This is a genomic window from Gordonia sp. LMA167 (genome assembly GCF_058130025.1).
The window spans coordinates 4498578-4515231 of record NZ_CM176708.1 but is presented as its reverse complement, the minus strand read 5'-3'; the positions used below and the strand labels follow the sequence as shown (position 1 = coordinate 4515231).

Here is a 16654-nt window from a genome sequence, read left to right as displayed (position 1 = left end):
CCGATCTGACTGGAGTAACCATGTCCACCACTTCTGCGCCCGTGGCACTCTCCGCGGCTGTGACCCAGCGTGACCAGATCTATGTCGGCGGCGCGTGGCGCGCCGGGGGTTCGCGCTCACAGACGGTTCGCTCGCCGGCAACCGGACAACCCATCGGCAGGGTCAGTGTCAGCAGCACCGACGACGTAGACGCTTCCGTTGCGGCCGCGCGTGCTGCGGCCGCAGGCTGGGCGGGGTTGGCCGCCGTGCATCGGTCGGCCGTCCTGCATCGGTTCGCCGACGAACTGAGTGTCCGCGCGACAGATATTGCCGCACTGGTCACGACGCAGAACGGCATGCCGATCAGCTTGTCGGTGCCCGCCGAGGGCCACGGACCGGCCGAAATCCTGCGCTACTATGCCGATCTGATCCTCGATGAGGAACTCGAGACGCGACGGCCTGCGGTCGGGCGGCCGGGCAGCACAGTCGTCCGCCAAGCTCCCATCGGCGTGGTGGCAGCGATCGTCCCGTGGAATTTCCCCCAGTCGCTGGCGATGTTCAAACTCGCGCCGGCGCTGGCCGCAGGTTGTCCGGTGGTGATGAAACCGGCGCCGGAGACCCCCCTGGACGCGTTGCTGCTCGCCGACGCCGCGTATGCCGCGGGCCTGCCCGTGGGCGTTCTCAGCGTCGTGCCCGGTGATGTCGAGGTCGGTCGCCACCTGGTCGCGCATCCCGGAGTGGACAAAGTGGCGTTCACCGGTTCGACGGCCGCGGGTCGCGAGATCGGTGAGGTGTGCGGGCGCCTGTTGCGACCAGTGACGCTCGAACTGGGTGGCAAGAGTGCCGCGATCGTGCTCGACGACGCCGACATGACGTCGATGGCCCGCGGTCTGGCTTCGGCAAGCCTGCTCAACACGGGCCAGACCTGCTACTCCTCGACTCGAATCCTGGTGCCCAACAGCCGATATCAAGAAGCTGTCGACGCCATTGTGGCGATGGTCGAGTCGATGCCCATCGGCGATCCCGGCGATCCCAGGACGCGGGTCGGACCGCTGATCTCGCGTACGCAGCGCGAGCGGGCGATGGCCGCCATCGCCGATGCCGCCGCGGCAGGTGCCCGGATTGCGACGGGCGGAGTCGTGCCGCCCGGATTGGACGGCGGCAACTACCTCGCGCCGACCGTGCTCACCCACCTCGACAACACCTTCGCCATCGCACGGCAGGAACTCTTCGCGCCGGTGCTGTGCGTCATCGGCTATGCCGCCATCGACGAGGCGATCGCCATCGCCAACGACTCCGACTACGGCCTCGGCGGCACTATCTGGACCTGCGACGAGGACCACGCACTGGACATCGCCCGCACGATCGCAACCGGCGCGGTCGGCATCAACTTCTTCAGTCTTGACATCGGAGCACCTTTCGGCGGAGTGAAGGCATCCGGACTGGGGCGCGAGCTCGGGCCCGAAGGCCTCGGCGCCTATCGGGTGAGTCAATCGATCTACCTTCGACCACAACGGAAGTAGTCCGACAGGCAGACACACGAAGGGCCGCCCCGGTCGTCGGGGCGGCCCTGTCGTGTTGGGCGTTCAGTGCGCGGGCGACACCACCTCAAGCTGATCGGCGTCGTAACGGTTGCGCAGCGTCCGCTTGTCCAGCTTGCCGACCGTCGTCTTCGGGATCTCGGTGACGAAGCTCCACCGCTCGGGTAGCCACCAGCGTGCGACGCGGTCGCGCAGGTGTTCGGTGAGGTCCGACGCGCCGATCTGTTCACCCTCCGTGACCACCACGCACACCAGCGGCCGTTCCTCCCACTTGTCGTCGGGAACCCCGAAGACCGCAACTTCGGCAACGGCAGGGTGATCGGCGAGCGCGGCCTCCAGCTCGACCGTCGAGATCCACTCACCGCCGCTCTTGATGCCGTCCTTGAGTCGATCCTTGATCGAGATCCAGCCGCCGCGCGAGATGGCGCCGAGGTCCCCGGTGCGCAACCATCCGTCGTCGAAGGCGTCTGCTCCGTCGCCACCAACATAAGCGCCGGTGATGGTTGCGCCACGCAGCTGGATCTCCCCGACGGATTCGCCGTCCCACGGCAGTACCGAGTCGTCCTCACCGACGATCCGTGCGGACACCCCTGGGACGATGTGTCCGGTCATCGCCTGCTTGGTGACCTGGTCCTCGGGAGCGGTGTCGGGTTCGGGGCGGGAGAAGGTCAGCAGGGGACTGGTCTCGGTCATGCCCCAGCCCTGGGTGAGGGCGACATCGTGGTCGGCGAGTCGCCTCACCAGAGCGGTCGACAGCGGCGATCCGCCAGACACGGCCAGCCGCAGGCCCGAGTAGTCCACGTCGTTCTCTCGCGCATACGTGTCCAGACCGGACCACAGGGTCGGCACCGCGGCGGCAGCGGTGGGGCGAAGTGTGGTGATGACGCGAGCGAGGTGGTCGACACCGAGATGCCGGTCGCCGAGCACGATATCGGACCCGGCCACCCATGCGGCATGCGGCCAGCCCCAGGCGTTGGCGTGGAACATCGGCACGATCGGAAAGACCCGGTCGGCGTCACTGAACCCGAAGGCACTGCCGGTGGAGATCTGCAGCGTGTGCAGGTAGATCGAACGATGGCTGTAGGCGACGCCCTTCGGGTTACCGGTCGTGCCGCTCGTGTAACACACTGCGGCTGCATTGGTCTCGGTGACGACAGGCCAGTCGATCGTGGTGGGCGCACCGGCAAGCAGCTCGTCGTACCGGTGCACGGTGATCGACGGTGGGGTGGCGATCTCAGCGTCGCCGACCACGATCACGTGCTCGACGGTGAGTCGGTCGATGATCGCCTCGAGCGTCGGGATCAGGGTCTGGTCCACGATGATGGCACGGTTGCCGGCGTGTTCGACGATATAGGCGAGCTGGTCGGGATGCAGTCGCAGATTGAGCGTGTGCAAGACCGCGCCCATCGAGGGAACGGCGAGGTAGGCGGCGAGGTGAGCCGGATTGTTCCAGCACAGGGTGGCCACCACGTCGCCGTCGCCAATCCCGATGCTGCGCAGAGCATTTGCAAGTCGTACGACGTCGTCGCCGAACTCCGCGAAGGTGCGTTCGGTCACCGCGTCGTCGTCGTAGTGGACGATCATGCTGGCCGGATGAGCTACGCGTCCGTGCTCGAAAAGGCCGGCGACGTTCAGTGCGACGTCCTGCATTGTGCTCTTCATTTTCTGTCCTCCCGCTGGGTTGCGTCCGACCCAGTATAGACCGTACGTACGGTCAGTGGTAGACTGGTGACCAACAGAAACGAGGAGGGTGGCGAATGATCCGTCAAGCGATGATCGTAGGCGCCGGCCTGACCGAGGTGGGGAAGGTGTTCGGGCGCACCGCACGGGAATTCGCCGCCGACGCCGTGCGCCGAGCGGTTGCCGACGCCGGGATGGCGCTCGGCGACGTCGACGGTTTGCTGGTCAATGCGCGTGGCGGCACCGATCTCAACATCGGCTTGGCGAAGGCGCTCAATCTGCACGACCTCCGCATACTCGCCGAGGTCAATGCGTTCGGCGCTTCGGCGGCGCTGATGGTGTCGCAGGCGGCAAACGCTGTGCTGTCGGGCGAGGCCGAGGTGGTGGTGTGCGTCTTTGCCGACGATCCACTCAAGCCGGCCGGCGACACCGGTGCCGCATACCGCAGGTCGTCATCGATGGCCACCGGCTTCCGGAGCGCCGAAACCGCATCGGGTTTCACCAGCGTCACCCACCGATATGCACTGGCGGCGAGTCGGTACATGTCGACCTACGGGGTCACGCAGGATCAGCTCGGTGCGGTCGCGGTCAGTCAACGGGCGTGGGCGGTCGACAATCCGGTGGCGACGATGCGAACGCCGATCACCCTGGCGGACTACCATGCCTCGCGCTGGATCGTGGAACCTTTGCACCTGCTTGACTGCTGCTTGGTCAGCAACGGTGGCGCGGCGATCGTCGTCACCACTCCCGAACGCGCGGCCGATACGCCCCGGCCCCCGGTCGCTATCGCCGGCTGGGCACAGTCGCATCCGGGATACTCGTGGGAACGCGGCTCGGATTTCGGCTTGGTCACGGGTGCGGCTCAGGCAGGTCCGGCCGCGTTGACCATGGCCGGATTGAAGCCCGGCGACATCGACATCCGCGAGATCTACGACTGCTACACCTACACGATGCTGGTGACCCTCGAGGACTACGGCTTCTGTGACAAGGGTGAGGCCGGTGCGCTCGCCGCCGATGGCGCTCTCGCGCCGGGCGGCGCGTTGCCGACCAACACCGGTGGGGGACAACTGTCGTCGTATTACCTGTGGGGGATGACGCCGCTGATGGAGGCAATCGACCAGCTCCGCGGAGTCGCTGGTGTGCGCCAGGTGGATCAGCACGCCACCGCGATCGTCAGTGGCAACGGTGGAGTGCTGGACCATCACGGCACGATCGTCCTCGGCGCGCCCGAACAAGGTTGGGAAAACTGACATGACACGACGCGGAGCTGTCGCCTCGGCCGACTCGCAATGGTATTTCGACGCCCTCGCGGCCGGTCGCCTCGAAGTGCCCCGCTGCGTCGCGTGCGGACACTGCTCGCGTCCGACCTCGGCGTCATTGTGTGCCGAGTGCGGCAGCGACGCGGTGACGCCCGTGACGACGGCAGGGAAGGGGCGCATCGTGTGCACGATCGTCGACCACCGGGTGGCGGAGGGGGAACGAATTCTCGGACTGGTCGAACTCGACGAGGGGCCGTGGGTGGCCGCGCAGATCCTCGCCGGCCCAGGAGACGGCCTCCTACCACCCGGAAAGGAGGTCACGCTACGGATCGTGACCTTTGACGAGGGTGAACCCGTGCCCGCGTTCGAGCCGGTTCCGAAGAGCTGATTCTCGACGGAGAGTCACACGTACGTACGGTCAGTCGAACCGGTAGGGTTGTGTTGCCGTACAACTTCGGTGAACCTGCGAAAGGGAGGCGACCGCGTGAGTCAGACAACGTCGGCCAAGGGGCGACCGGCGGCCAAGGCCCGCCCGAGTAGTCGCGACGAGATCCGCGATGCCTTCACCCGCCGCGTCGCCGAACACGGTTACGACGGAACGAACTTCGGCGCCATCGCCGACGAACTGGGCATCAGCAAGGGGACCATCGTCCACCACTTCGGAACGAAGGAGAAACTCTTCGCCGACGCGCACGAGCAATACATGCAACGGCGTCTCACCGAAGCCCGCGCGATCGCCGGCAGCCTGGCCAGTCCTGACCAGCAACTCGCCGGGATCGTCTGGGCCTTCTCGATGTATCAGACCTATGGCCGGACCGAGACGGTTGCGTTCCAGCGCGAGATCATCCGATTCAACGACGCCGACTCGATGCGGCGTTCCAGGGAGTTGCGCGTCGAATACCGTGACCTGATCAAACACATCTTGCAGGCAGGCATCGACTCCGGCTTGTTCCACGACGGTCCCGCGTCCGTCTGGGCTCTGCAGATCTTCGGTGGCACACAATGGATGTGGACCTGGTTCGATCCGGACGGACAGATCTCCAACGATGCGGTCGCGCAGTCGTATGTGGCGCTGATCCTGCGCGGTCTCATGCGTGAACCACAGCGCGTCGACGAACTCGTCGACGTCGACGGCCCGGTACGTGCGGCCGTCTACAAGGTCCTCGAGGCCGACGCCCGATAGGCGTTTCCTCGCTGCTCCTCTCGCGGCCACGATTGCGGTCGTGAGGTCTCCGTTGCGGACGGCTCTTCGTGAAGCTCGTTCCTCGGGGGCGGGTGGACGGCTCGCGCGCCGGCACTCGACTGTGTGCCGGGATCGAATCATCACTCAACTAATTGACCGCTCGTACGGTCAATGTGTATGGTGGTCTGCATCACACGCTCAGGCGACTCGACGCCCGGCAATCGATCAATCACAAGGAGCAGAATCAATGCCCCCCTCACTCGAGCTCACCGGCGGTATCGCCGATTGGATCACCCGTCGCGCAGACCGGTCACCGGATCGCATCGCGCTCATCGACTCCGGCACCGAGCAGTCGGTGACCTACCTTCAACTGCGCGCCCGGATCGCCGACACCGCAGCGTTCCTCCGGTCGCACGGCGTCCGTCAGGGCGATCGGGTGGTCATGGTGATGGACAACAGCATCGAGTTCATCGACTACTTGTTCGCGACCGCCGCGCTCGGCGCAGTGTCGGTGCCCGTGAACTTCCGGCTCGCAGCACCCGAGATCGCGTACATTATCGACGATGCGCAACCGCAGGTCGTCGTCGCGTCGAACCGTCTCGCCGAGTTGGCGACATCGGCCAACTCCGAGGCCGACAATCCGGTCAGCACCCTGATCGACGTCGATGCGAGCCCGGTCCCGCCGATCGGGGAGCCCGTCGCATTCGAACCTGTCACCGACGACGCCGTGTGCTTGATCATGTACACCTCCGGGACAACCGGCCGCCCGAAGGGTGCAATGATCACTCACGGGCACCTCCGCTGGAATGCCTTCAACATGATCACCGTCGGCGGTGGACTCAGCAGCGACGACGTCACGCTGACCGTCGCGCCGCTGTTCCACATCGGGGCGCTCGGCCTGCTTACCACGCCAATTCTGTACGTGGGAGGCACAGTTGTTCTGCAGCAGGCCTTTCCGCCTGCCGACACCCTGGCCGCACTGGCGCGATACCGCACCACGGTCGCCTTCCTAGTGCCCGCGATGTGGGCCGCGCTCAGTCAGATCGAGAACTTCGACGATCATGACGTGTCCGCGATGCGGTTCGTGCTCAGCGGAGGTGCTCCCTGCCCGCTGCCCGTGATCCGCTTCTTCCAGGGCAAGGGTTGGGCATTTCTCGAAGGCTTCGGAATGACTGAGTTCGGCCCGAGCACACTGCTGCTGGACAACGACCACATCGTGTCGCATGCGGGCACCGTCGGTCGACCCTTCCTCCACGTCGACGTGCAGATCGTCGATGAAAACGATCGGCCGGTGCCCACCGGGGAGGTCGGTGAACTCATCCTGCGAGGGCCGACGATGACGGCCGGGTACTGGGGCCTGCCGGAGGCCAGTGAGCAGGCGTTGCGGGGCGGGTGGTTCCACTCCGGTGACCTCGCGCGAAGGGACTCCGACGGCTTCGTGACGATCGTGGATCGCAAAAAGGACATGATCATCAGTGGGGGCGAGAACGTCTACCCGATCGAGGTCGAGCAGGCCCTGTACGAGCATCCGTCGGTCCTCGACGCCGCAGTGATCGGAACTCCGGACGAGAAGTGGGGCGAAGCCGTCACGGCGGTGGTCGTGATCCGTGACGACGCCACCCTGACCGAATCCGAGTTGATCGAATTCAGCCGAACCCGGATCGCGGCGTTCAAGGCTCCCAAGCGTGTGGTGTTCACCGAGGAACTGCCTCGCAACGCCACCGGCAAGCTCCTCAAACGCACCCTGCGTCAGCAGTACACCGGCGCAGCCCAGGCGGTGACCCGATGAACGACAACATGGTGAACTCGTCGGGTTGGGACACACCCGAGCGTCGCGCGCTGCGCGAGATGGTCAACGGCTTCGCGAAGAAAGAAATCGTCCCATTCATGGCCGAGTGGGAGCGCGATGGCGCCCTCCCGCGTGAACTACATCGCAAGGCCGCTGATCTCGGCCTGTTGGAATTGGGAGCCGCGGAGGACGCCGGCGGCGTCGGAGATTTCATCGACTTCCTGATCGCCAACGAGGAACTCATCCTCGCCGGCGGAAGCAGCGGTCTGTGCTCAGCGCTGATGACCCACAGCATCAGCACACCTCACATCGCGGCCAGCGGCGATCAGTATCTGATCGATCGGTATGTCCGCCCGACATTGGCCGGCGAACTGATCGGATCCTTGGGCGTGACCGAACCGGGCACCGGATCGGATGTGGCCGCGATCAGTACCCGAGCGGTCCGCGACGGCGACGAGTATGTGGTGACCGGTGCGAAGACCTTCATCACTTCGGGCACCCGCGCGGATTTCGTCACCACCGCGGTCCGCACCGGTGAAGCGGGCCACCGCGGGATCTCGTTGCTGGTCATCGACACCGGCAGCGAAGGTTTCCGGGTCGCATCGAAGTTGGACAAGATGGGCTGGCTCTGTTCGGACACCGCCGAGCTGACGTTCGACGGGGTGCGTGTGCCGGCGAAGAATCTCGTCGGCGAGGAGGGGACCGGGTTCCGGCAGATCATGCAGCGCTTCGAATCCGAGCGGTTGTTGCTTTCCGTGCAGGCGGTGGCCACCGGACAACGCTGCCTCGATCTGACCATCGACTGGGCCCGCAACCGGCACACGTTCGGCGGCGCGCTGTCGCAACGGCAGGTGATCCGCCACCGGCTCGCCGAGATGAGTCGCCAGATCGACACGGCGCGGGTCTACGTCCGTGACGTGGTGGCGCGGTGGTGCAACGGTGACGATGTCACCGCAGAGGTGGCGATGGCCAAGAACACTGCTGTCTACGCCTGCGACCACGTCGTCGACGAAGCCGTCCAGATCCATGGCGGCATGGGATTCATGCGTGAATCCGAGGTGGAGCGCCATTACCGGGACGCACGCGTCTTCGGCATCGGGGGCGGCACCAACGAGATGATGAACGAGGTCATCGCAAAGAAGCTCCTGTCCCAGTGACCCGATCAGCCGCAGACCGAGAAGGAACCGTCATGACCGCAAAAGCACCAGAGTTCGCCGAGACAATTGAGATTCGCAACCCCGCAGACGGAACGGTGGTGGGCCACGTCCCCAACGATTCGGCCGACACCGTCGCGGCAAAGGTCCAGGCGCTCCGGGAGGCGCAAACCGCATGGGAGGCGTTGGGGGCCAAGGGGCGCAAGAGGTGGCTGCTCGCACTGCAGGAGTGGATCCTCGACAACGCCGAGCACATCAACGACGTGCTCCAGTCGGAAACCGGTAAATCCCGCGTCGACGCGAGCTTCGAGCCGGTGATGGCTGCGGACCTACTCAACTACTGGTCGAAGAACGCCGCGAAGTTTCTGGCGGACAAGCATCCTCGACCGCACGGTCCGCTGGGGCTGGTGAAGAATCTCGAGATCGCCTACCGCCCGCATCCGGTGGTCGGTGTGGTGACGCCGTGGAATTTTCCGTTCCTCATGCCGGCGTTCGACGTGATTCCCGCACTGGCCGCCGGCGCTGCGGTGCTGCTGAAGCCGTCCGAGGTGACACCGTTGGCGGCGGCAGAGTTCGTCCGCGGCTGGACCGAAATCGGCGCGCCACCGGTCCTGGCTCTGGCCACGGGGTATGGGGGCACCGGTGCGGCACTCGTCGACACTGTCGACTACGTACAGTTCACCGGTTCCACCGCCACCGGTCGTGCGGTCGCGCAGCAGTGCGCCACCCGGCTGATACCGTACAGCCTGGAACTGGGCGGCAAGGACCCGGCGATCGTCCTGGCCGATGCCGACATCGACCGCGCCGCAAACGGAATCGCGTGGGGCGGGTTCTTCAACGCCGGGCAGGTGTGTGTCTCGATCGAACGCGTGTACGTCGAGGAACCAGTCTACGACGAGTTCCTCGCCAAGCTGACCGAGAATGTGAACGAATTACGCACGGGCCAGGACGACCGTGGTTACGCATTCGACGTCGGCGCCCTTGCCACGTCCGCGCAGCGGGACATCGTCGCGCGTCACGTCGACGAGGCGGTTGCCGGTGGCGCCAGGGTCGTGACCGGCGGTGCTCCCACCGGAGTCGGCACGTTTTTCGCGCCCACCGTCCTGGCCGACGTCGACCACTCGATGTCCTGTATCCGCGAGGAGACGTTCGGACCGACTCTTCCCGTGGTGAAGGTGCAAGACGAGCACGAAGCCATTGCGCTGGCGAATGATTCTCGCTACGGCCTGTCCGCATCGGTGTGGACCGCAGACAAGAAGCGTGGACAGATGATCGCCCGCCGCCTCGAGGTCGGTGCCGTGAATGTCAATGACGCCTTCTCGAACGTGTTCAATTTCGCTCTACCCATGGGTGGTTGGAAACAATCCGGTGTGGGCGCCCGCTGGGGCGGCCAGAGTGGAATCCTCAAATATTGCCGTCAGCAGGCCATCACCAGCCCGCGCATCCCGACTCAAAGTAAAGAACTGGTCTGGTATCCCTACGTGCCGCGCAAGGTGAAGGTGGCGCTGGGACTCATCCGGGCAGGCGCAGCAAAGGGACGCCGCCGCCTCGGGATGTAGCGGCAGCTCTCCCCGCGGTTGAGGCCGCCGACGGCTCCGGCATATGTCGGCAGACCCTCGCAGGGGAGCGCAGACGGCGGAGCGGTTGACTAACCGTACGTGCGGTCAGTATACTATGGATCGTGACGCAGCACACTGTGAAGAGTCGAAAGACAATGGATCCCAGAGGTCGTACCCTCGCCGCGTGGCTCGACCTCGCAGGCTGGCCGACCATTTCCGGCCGGACCCCTGAACAGGCCCGCGCCGACTATCAGATTCTGGTGGCGACGACGACTCGGCGCACGATCGGAGGAACTTCGCGTTCCACAACGGCAACCAGCGATGATGGCCATGCAGTGCCGGTTCGGGTGTACTGGCCCCGCCGTCGTCGGGTCGAATCGCCCATCGTCGTGTGGTTGCACGGCGGTGGGTTCGTCGTCGGTGACCTGTTCACCGCCGACGCCACCTGCCGAAAGCTGGCCAACTACGCGTCGGCGGTCGTCGTGTCTGTCGACTACCGCCGGTCGCCGGAAGCCGCGATCACCGCCGCCCACGAAGACGCGCGGACGGCAATCGCCTGGGCGTACCGACATGCAACCCAACTCGGAGCGGATCGCAGGCGGCTGATCGTCGCCGGCGACTCGGCCGGTGGAACCCTGGCGGCCTCGGCGTGCTGCTACTTCCGCGACCATCCGGGCGCATCGATCGCGGGGCAGATATTGGTCTATCCGGCAACCGATCTCACTCTCGCGCATATGGATGACCGGGCTGCCACCGGGTTCTTCGATGCTGCCGCGGTCGACTGGTTCGGCCAGTACTCGCTGAACGGTATCGACCGGACCGATTCGTCGATCTCGCCGATGTTCGCCGCCTCGCATGCGGGCCTCCCGCCCGCACACATCGTGCTCGGGGGAGCGGATCCATTCTGTCCCGACGGACACGAGTACGGTAGGCGTCTCGAGTACGCTGGCAATCAGGTTCTCTGCGAGGAGTACGGACGGCAGATCCATGGCTTCGTCGACATGGATGCGATGTTCCCGTCGGGTTACTCCGCCTTGAAGAGCATGGCGAACACCGTGTCCGGGGTCGCTCCGGTGCCGACTTGCGGACCGCCGGGCCATGACCATCCGATCCGCTGGTATCCGCGTGCGGCCGAGACTGTGCGGCGACTGGACGAAAGCTGGCTCCGCACACCGATGGTGAATACGGGTCGTATCACGTCCACGCTCGTCGCCGAATACTGGCGACGGCCCCGGCCGTCAGTCCTCGGTGCGATGACACGCGCCTCCCATGCGATCAAGACCCGCTCGCAGCCCTGAGATTCAACTCCCCCAGAAAGGATTCCGATGACAGTCGATCTCGGATGGATCATCAATCCCGCGCAGGTGTACTACACACTCGAACGCAGGGTGTCGCCACCGCTCGAGGATTTCGTGCGGACCGACATCTTCCTCGATGCGCTGACCGGCTGGACCTCGGTCCAGCGAATCGCCAAGGGTATGGTCCGCAATGGCCAAACAGCGATCGCCGGTTCGCTCGGGTTTCCCACCGGACGGCAGGTCGCTCGATTGACCCGCGCCATCGAACAGCTGGCGCAGGTTGCGCCGGCGCAGTCACCGGGAGCGGCGGTCGACGCACCGGGGGTGCGCTCATGACCATCGCCGGAGTGAAAGTTCCCGACGTCATCAGCGGCCGTGTTGGTCGAACCCGTCTTCGTGCGGTGAACGGGCTCCGGCTCCTCGCCGGCCTGGATCGTCCGGGGGTCGGGTGTACGCCGAGCACGGTCGTCTGGTCGGACGGACGAGCATCCATGAACCGCTATCGGGCCGGGGTCGGAAGTGGGTCGCCGATCCTGCTGGTGCCGAGCCTGGTCAACCGCAGCTACATCTGGGATCTACGTCCGGGCGACAGCGTCGTGGAGCATCTGTTGGCCGCCGGCTACGACGTGTACCTGCTCGACTGGGGTATCCCGGACGCGCGGGATGCATCGGCCACCATGAGTCGCTACGTCGACGACTACATGCAACAGGCCTTCGACCGGGTGATCGAGCTGTCGGGCCGGGAACCGGTGGTTGCCGGACACTGCTTTGGTGGGCTCATCGCGTTGCTGTGGGCGGCATCCGATCCGCCACGGCAACCGCGTGCGCTGATCACTCTCGCGGCGCCCACCAACTGGTCGGAGATGGGGCCGCTGTCCTGGTTGACCCAGCAGGGACGCATCGAGCCCGAGGACGTGCTCGACGAGATGGGCAATGTGCCGCCGGCGGCCCTGCTGCGAGTCTTCCAGATGCTCCGCCCGCTGGGTGACCTCACCGGTTACGTCACCATGATCGATAGGCTTCACGATCATCAAGCGACACAGGCCATCTGGGCGCTCAACCGTTGGGCGCACGACCACGTGCCGTTTCCGGGTGCGGTCTTTGTCGAGATGATACGAGTGCTGAACCGCGACAACAGCCTCGTCACCGGCAAGGTGATGATGGGCGGCAGGGTGCGGTTGCTGGACTCCATCACGGCACCGTTCCTCAATGTCTACGGCATCAGCGACCATGTGACGCCGCCGACGTCGGTGGCCCCGCTGACTGCGCTCGTCGGCGACGGAATGGGCGCCGAACGCGTCCTGAAGGCCGGACACGTCGGACTGTTGGTCGGCGGATCGGCACGCAAGAAGACGGTGCCCGCGATTCTCGAGTTCCTGAACGAGCTGCCCACTCAGGCGGGGTGAACGTTCACGGATCATGCCCGGGATGCGCTCAGTCGCTCGAGTGGCGAATATACCCGTACAACGCGGCCCGATAGCCACGCGTATAGCTCGGTTCGTCGTCGTCCGGCTCCGGAGCTGACGCCATGGTCGACGACGCGTGATGTCGGGCCCAGGTTCGAGGAAGCGCGTCCAGTCGGGCGTTGGCGTCCTCGAAGCCCTTCTGGAACAGGTCCGGGTCGAGGTGGCCGTCGAGTTCGGCGTCGAAGATCGGAAACGATGTCGGCAGCCGGGTGACGACTCCGTGAGGTGTCACGATGTCGAGGTCCGGTGCATCTGGTTCGGTTGTTGTCAATGGACCGAACGCCTTTCGGCCAGCGTGCGGTACAAGGTGGCGCGGCTGACGCCGAGGGCCGCGGCGATCGTCGGCACCGGCTGACCACCGGCACGCATCCGTTCGGCAAGCGCTGCTTGATCGTCATCGAGCGCCCGCGGTCGGCCGACGGACGAACTGTTCGGATGCGAGGTGGCGGCAACCACGCTGCTGCGTTCATCATCGAGTTCGGCCAACGATGCGAGTACCCCGACGATCATCGCGCCCGCCGGGTCGTCGGTGTCGATCCCCTCGCGAAGGGAACGCAGGCCGATCTGACGATCGGCGAGGTCACGCGCGGACGCCAGAACCTCGGGCGTGGTACGGCCCAGCCTATCGATGCCGACGACGACGGTGGTGTCGCCGGGCCGTGCGTAGTCGAGCAGGGCTGCCCACCCCGGACGGCGCTGCCCGGCCGCGATCGCGACGAACTCGTCGCTGTAGATCCGGTTCGGATCGATGCCTGCATCGGTCAGGGCGTCCAACTGCGATTCGAGCGTGTGGGCGCCCTCGCCCGCGCGGGCGTAGCCGAGCAGCATGCCCGCGTATCCGCCCGCCGTGTCCGCTTTCATGCCGAGCACTGTATCTCAAAATGTCGCGAAACAGGGAAGGCGCCACGACTCTGATTTTGAGACAGATTCTGAATGCCCTTCGACCTCCGCTGCGGAGTCGCGTACAAAAGCACGATGCACACAACGCTGTGTCTCGTATCCAGGGTCTGATTCTGATACGAGACCCGGGGATTACGAGACAGGCTTGGCTCCAGTCCGTTCTGAGTGACGATGCGGGACCCGAGGGCACTGGTGCAGGTATCCGCCTGAGGAGTTCCAGATTTTCCGCCGAGGGCCCCGGTCAGGCGGCGTAGTGTCGGAGGCACGCTGAGCGGCAGTTGCGTGAGTCGGACGAAAGGCGCGCGCCATGAGCGACGAACAGTCGATGAGCGATCCACTGCTGGATTTCGTCGACGAGGTGCTCCAACGGCACTTCGGTCCGGAGTACACCTCTGCGGCGAGGATGGACCGCGACCACGTCGAACAGTTGCTGACCGACGACACCCGACGACGGGTCGACGAGGCCCGCGCTGCCGCCGTGGAGTGGGGGAGAGCCGAGATCTCCGGCGAAGTCGTGATCGCCGCGGATCGCTTGGTCATCACATCGCACGGACTGGTGTACGCCGCGGGGATGAACGCACCCGGCGCGCACCGGCCGCTGTACTACCTCGCCACCCCGATCGAATTGTTCGAGTCGATCGTCGAGCGTGTCGATGCCACCTCCCTTCGGCAGGGATCGGTCGCCGCCGTCGATGACCGGTTCGGACACGAGCTCACCTATCCGTGGCCGCTCGATACGGGTCTGCGGCACATGCTCGATGCCCACCAGGCGTTGCACTTGGACCTTGCTGAACATGCTGGGTGAGGCTGCCGCCGACGTCAGACAGCACGTGGGCGGGCTGATTCATCCGGCGACGGTGCGGTCGAACCAGCCGACGAGTGCGCGCGCGACCATGGCCGGTTCATCGCACATCGGGAAGTGATACCCGCCCGGCACCACGACCTGCTCCACGTGTTCACCGACTGCTCGCCACTTCGGCTGGAACCGAAGCGGGTCGTTGCGCTGACCGAAAACGGTCAGCATTGGTCCCTCGGCGATCGCATCGCGTCCGCGATCCACGTCCGCGTAGTCGTGCCGCAGCGCGGAGTGCATGTTGTGGTGGAAACTCCGTCGCCCGCGACGATCCATCCCGATCCGGAAGACACGTCGGTCGGTATGGGAGAAATGTCGGCCCACACCGAAACCGGTCGACGACGCTGCGGGGAGCCAGCCTGTCCATGTGTCGGACTCGCGTATGAGCGGGCTGCCCATGACGCCGAGCATTGCCCGGAACGCGAATCCTGATGGACGCCAGCCGAAGCAGTTGATCGCGGCGAAACCGCTGACCCGCTCCGGCCAGCTGCTCGCCGCCTCGAGGGCGGCAGGTCCGCCGAGATCGTGTGCGACCAACACGAGGTCGGTGAGCCCGAGCGTTCGGACGAGGGAGTCGAGGGCGTGCGCGGTCTGGCTGATGCCCGCGCCCTCGCCGCCGTCGGACAGACCCATCGCCGGCGGGTCGAAGGTGATGACGCGAAAGCGGCTGCTCAGCCGGCCGATGAAATCGCGCCAGATGAAACTCCAGGTACCGGAGTGGACAAGGACAAGCGTTGGGCCCATTCCCTCGTCGGTGTAGGCGATCCGTCCGCGACCCGTGTCGTGGGTTCGGATCGCGAACGGCCAGGTGGTCTGGTCCAGCCAGGTGGGACGCTCGATCGGGGCCGTGGTGATGCGGCGGCCGGTGGTGCTCATGACTCTCCTCGCTTGCGGGACGGGCGCACAGGAGACGGCTGTAGCATCACCGATGTGACGAACCGTCACATCCGGACCATGTCGATCGTCTGATACCCATGACCGATACACCGCAGCCGCTGGCGGCCGATCTCATCGCGGAGTGGTGGACCCGCTACCACCGTCTGGTCTGGGACGTCGCCTACCGGATCGGAGGTTCGGTGTCCGACGCCGAGGACGTGGCCCAGGACACCTACGTTCGGCTCGCGGAACATCGTGGCCCGCTGTCGAATCCGAAAGGGTGGCTGACGACCGTGGCCTCGCGCGCGGTGCTGGACCGGCTGCGTGCCCACGAGCACAGCCGCCGCGCCTACGTCGGTCCGTGGCTGCCCGAACCGCTCGTGGTCGCCGATGATGCGCTGCCGGTCGAGGACCGGATCACCCTGGACGATTCGGTTCGCATGGCCCTGCTGGTGGTCCTGGAGAGATTGACGCCGGAGCAGCGGACGGCATTTCTGCTGCATGACGTCTTCCAGCTCGAGTTCACAACGATAGCCCGGCACATCGGCCGATGCCGCAAGGCAGTTGGCGAGTCGTGGCCGCCGGGCGATAGCCGCCGATGGCCGTGCCCGATTCGTGCCGGACCCGCAGGAGGCGCGACAGCTCTGCGAACGTTTCGCGCGGGCGTGCGGTAACGGTGACCTCGACGGCCTCATCTCGGTCCTGGCGCCTGGAGCCGCAGGGGATTTCGACTCGGGAGGCCTCATCTTCGAGGCGCCGGTCGCGGAGCTGAGGGGAGCGGCAACCATCGCCGCGCAGTTGATCCGGTCGCTGTCCGGCCGTGGACTGGAGTTCGTGGTCGCGATGGTGAATGGTGAACCCGGTGTGGTGATCCGCAGTGGGGGCAGAGTTGTGGTGGTGATCGCCTTCACCTTGGGCCCGGATGGCATCGACATCGTGCACGGCATCGGAAATCCCGCGAAGCTTCGGCACTTGAACCAGCCCTGAGGCGCGGCGCGCCGATGGCGGTGGCGACGTTCCTCCAGACGAGGCCAGAGGATATCGAGATGTTTCGGGTCCGGTGGTCGAGGTTCCGAACTCGGTTCCGAACCTTTTGACCGGCAGACCTATACGGCGA

General features: G+C 65.6%; 17 protein-coding genes. 13 read left to right on the top strand and 4 right to left on the bottom strand.

Annotated features, from left to right (window positions below):
• Positions 1 to 20: 20 nt before the first annotated feature.
• Complete coding sequence (locus ACVT6V_RS20545; protein WP_489895961.1) at positions 21 to 1502, top strand: aldehyde dehydrogenase family protein; 1482 nt, start codon at positions 21 to 23, stop codon at positions 1500 to 1502.
• A gap of 63 nt (positions 1503 to 1565) precedes the next feature.
• On the opposite strand, the gene ACVT6V_RS20540 is transcribed toward ACVT6V_RS20545, so the two are convergent.
• On the bottom strand, positions 1566 to 3182 hold the full coding sequence (locus ACVT6V_RS20540; protein WP_489895960.1) for a fatty acid--CoA ligase: 1617 nt from the start codon (positions 3180 to 3182) through the stop codon (positions 1566 to 1568).
• Positions 3183 to 3277: 95 nt separating this feature from the next.
• Between ACVT6V_RS20540 and ACVT6V_RS20535 the strand changes: the two genes are divergently transcribed.
• The 9 genes from ACVT6V_RS20535 (at position 3278) to ACVT6V_RS20495 (ending at position 12848) form a co-directional block, all read left to right on the top strand.
• Positions 3278 to 4450 (top strand): thiolase family protein, encoded by a 1173-nt coding sequence (locus tag ACVT6V_RS20535; protein ID WP_489895959.1) that lies wholly within the window; start codon positions 3278 to 3280, stop codon positions 4448 to 4450.
• Position 4451: 1 nt separating this feature from the next.
• Complete coding sequence (locus ACVT6V_RS20530) at positions 4452 to 4847, top strand: Zn-ribbon domain-containing OB-fold protein (RefSeq protein WP_489895958.1); 396 nt, start codon at positions 4452 to 4454, stop codon at positions 4845 to 4847.
• Between the two features lie 96 nt (positions 4848 to 4943).
• On the top strand, positions 4944 to 5642 hold the full coding sequence (locus tag ACVT6V_RS20525; RefSeq protein WP_489895957.1) for a TetR/AcrR family transcriptional regulator: 699 nt from the start codon (positions 4944 to 4946) through the stop codon (positions 5640 to 5642).
• A 247-nt stretch (positions 5643 to 5889) separates the two neighbouring features.
• A complete protein-coding gene (locus ACVT6V_RS20520) occupies positions 5890 to 7431 on the top strand; it encodes an acyl-CoA synthetase (RefSeq protein ID WP_489895956.1) in 1542 nt (513 codons plus the stop codon).
• Positions 7432 to 7439: 8 nt separating this feature from the next.
• A complete protein-coding gene (locus tag ACVT6V_RS20515) occupies positions 7440 to 8588 on the top strand; it encodes an acyl-CoA dehydrogenase family protein (RefSeq protein ID WP_489900922.1) in 1149 nt (382 codons plus the stop codon).
• Between the two features lie 32 nt (positions 8589 to 8620).
• Complete coding sequence (locus tag ACVT6V_RS20510) at positions 8621 to 10144, top strand: aldehyde dehydrogenase family protein (protein ID WP_489895955.1); 1524 nt, start codon at positions 8621 to 8623, stop codon at positions 10142 to 10144.
• Between the two features lie 122 nt (positions 10145 to 10266).
• Positions 10267 to 11442 carry an alpha/beta hydrolase gene (locus ACVT6V_RS20505; RefSeq protein WP_489895954.1) on the top strand — a complete coding sequence of 392 codons (1176 nt, stop codon included), beginning with the start codon at positions 10267 to 10269 and terminating at the stop codon, positions 11440 to 11442.
• Positions 11443 to 11469: 27 nt separating this feature from the next.
• Entirely contained in the window at positions 11470 to 11778 is a 309-nt protein-coding gene (locus ACVT6V_RS20500; protein ID WP_489895953.1) for a hypothetical protein, read from the top strand.
• Entirely contained in the window at positions 11775 to 12848 is a 1074-nt protein-coding gene (locus ACVT6V_RS20495) for an alpha/beta fold hydrolase (RefSeq protein WP_489895952.1), read from the top strand. The genes ACVT6V_RS20500 and ACVT6V_RS20495 overlap by 4 nt, the downstream gene beginning before the upstream one ends.
• A gap of 28 nt (positions 12849 to 12876) precedes the next feature.
• Here the strand turns inward: ACVT6V_RS20495 and ACVT6V_RS20490 are convergent, their stop codons facing one another.
• On the bottom strand, positions 12877 to 13179 hold the full coding sequence (locus ACVT6V_RS20490; RefSeq protein ID WP_489895951.1) for a hypothetical protein: 303 nt from the start codon (positions 13177 to 13179) through the stop codon (positions 12877 to 12879).
• Positions 13176 to 13736, bottom strand: coding sequence for a recombinase family protein (locus tag ACVT6V_RS20485; protein WP_489900920.1), 561 nt, complete (start codon positions 13734 to 13736; stop codon positions 13176 to 13178). Before ACVT6V_RS20485 ends, ACVT6V_RS20490 begins: the two co-directional genes overlap by 4 nt.
• Before the next feature lie 379 nt (positions 13737 to 14115).
• Here ACVT6V_RS20485 and ACVT6V_RS20480 point away from each other — a divergent pair, with 379 nt between their 5' ends.
• Positions 14116 to 14613 (top strand): glucose-6-phosphate dehydrogenase, encoded by a 498-nt coding sequence (locus ACVT6V_RS20480; RefSeq protein ID WP_489895950.1) that lies wholly within the window; start codon positions 14116 to 14118, stop codon positions 14611 to 14613.
• 39 nt (positions 14614 to 14652) lie between these two features.
• On the opposite strand, the gene ACVT6V_RS20475 is transcribed toward ACVT6V_RS20480, so the two are convergent.
• A complete protein-coding gene (locus ACVT6V_RS20475) occupies positions 14653 to 15537 on the bottom strand; it encodes an alpha/beta fold hydrolase (protein ID WP_489895949.1) in 885 nt (294 codons plus the stop codon).
• A gap of 98 nt (positions 15538 to 15635) precedes the next feature.
• Here ACVT6V_RS20475 and ACVT6V_RS20470 point away from each other — a divergent pair, with 98 nt between their 5' ends.
• Positions 15636 to 16211, top strand: coding sequence for a sigma-70 family RNA polymerase sigma factor (locus tag ACVT6V_RS20470; protein WP_489895948.1), 576 nt, complete (start codon positions 15636 to 15638; stop codon positions 16209 to 16211).
• The gene (locus ACVT6V_RS20465; protein ID WP_489895947.1) at positions 16153 to 16524 is read left to right on the top strand and encodes a sigma-70 family RNA polymerase sigma factor family protein; all 372 of its coding nucleotides are present in this window, start codon (positions 16153 to 16155) and stop codon (positions 16522 to 16524) included. The genes ACVT6V_RS20470 and ACVT6V_RS20465 overlap by 59 nt, the downstream gene beginning before the upstream one ends.
• Positions 16525 to 16654 lie beyond the last annotated feature (130 nt).

What these genes read in the sequence shown, in the direction of transcription:
- ACVT6V_RS20540 (WP_489895960.1), bottom strand. Translation starts at nt 3,182, where the DNA reads ATGAAGAGCACAATGCAGGACGTCGCACTGAACGTCGCCGGCCTTTTC.
- ACVT6V_RS20500 (WP_489895953.1), top strand. Translation starts at nt 11,470, where the DNA reads ATGACAGTCGATCTCGGATGGATCATCAATCCCGCGCAGGTGTACTAC.
- ACVT6V_RS20515 (WP_489900922.1), top strand. Translation starts at nt 7,440, where the DNA reads ATGGTGAACTCGTCGGGTTGGGACACACCCGAGCGTCGCGCGCTGCGC.
- ACVT6V_RS20530 (WP_489895958.1), top strand. Translation starts at nt 4,452, where the DNA reads ATGACACGACGCGGAGCTGTCGCCTCGGCCGACTCGCAATGGTATTTC.
- ACVT6V_RS20510 (WP_489895955.1), top strand. Translation starts at nt 8,621, where the DNA reads ATGACCGCAAAAGCACCAGAGTTCGCCGAGACAATTGAGATTCGCAAC.
- ACVT6V_RS20520 (WP_489895956.1), top strand. Translation starts at nt 5,890, where the DNA reads ATGCCCCCCTCACTCGAGCTCACCGGCGGTATCGCCGATTGGATCACC.
- ACVT6V_RS20485 (WP_489900920.1), bottom strand. Translation starts at nt 13,736, where the DNA reads ATGCTGCTCGGCTACGCCCGCGCGGGCGAGGGCGCCCACACGCTCGAA.
- ACVT6V_RS20495 (WP_489895952.1), top strand. Translation starts at nt 11,775, where the DNA reads ATGACCATCGCCGGAGTGAAAGTTCCCGACGTCATCAGCGGCCGTGTT.
- ACVT6V_RS20545 (WP_489895961.1), top strand. Translation starts at nt 21, where the DNA reads ATGTCCACCACTTCTGCGCCCGTGGCACTCTCCGCGGCTGTGACCCAG.
- ACVT6V_RS20535 (WP_489895959.1), top strand. Translation starts at nt 3,278, where the DNA reads ATGATCCGTCAAGCGATGATCGTAGGCGCCGGCCTGACCGAGGTGGGG.
- ACVT6V_RS20470 (WP_489895948.1), top strand. Translation starts at nt 15,636, where the DNA reads ATGACCGATACACCGCAGCCGCTGGCGGCCGATCTCATCGCGGAGTGG.
- ACVT6V_RS20480 (WP_489895950.1), top strand. Translation starts at nt 14,116, where the DNA reads ATGAGCGACGAACAGTCGATGAGCGATCCACTGCTGGATTTCGTCGAC.
- ACVT6V_RS20475 (WP_489895949.1), bottom strand. Translation starts at nt 15,537, where the DNA reads ATGAGCACCACCGGCCGCCGCATCACCACGGCCCCGATCGAGCGTCCC.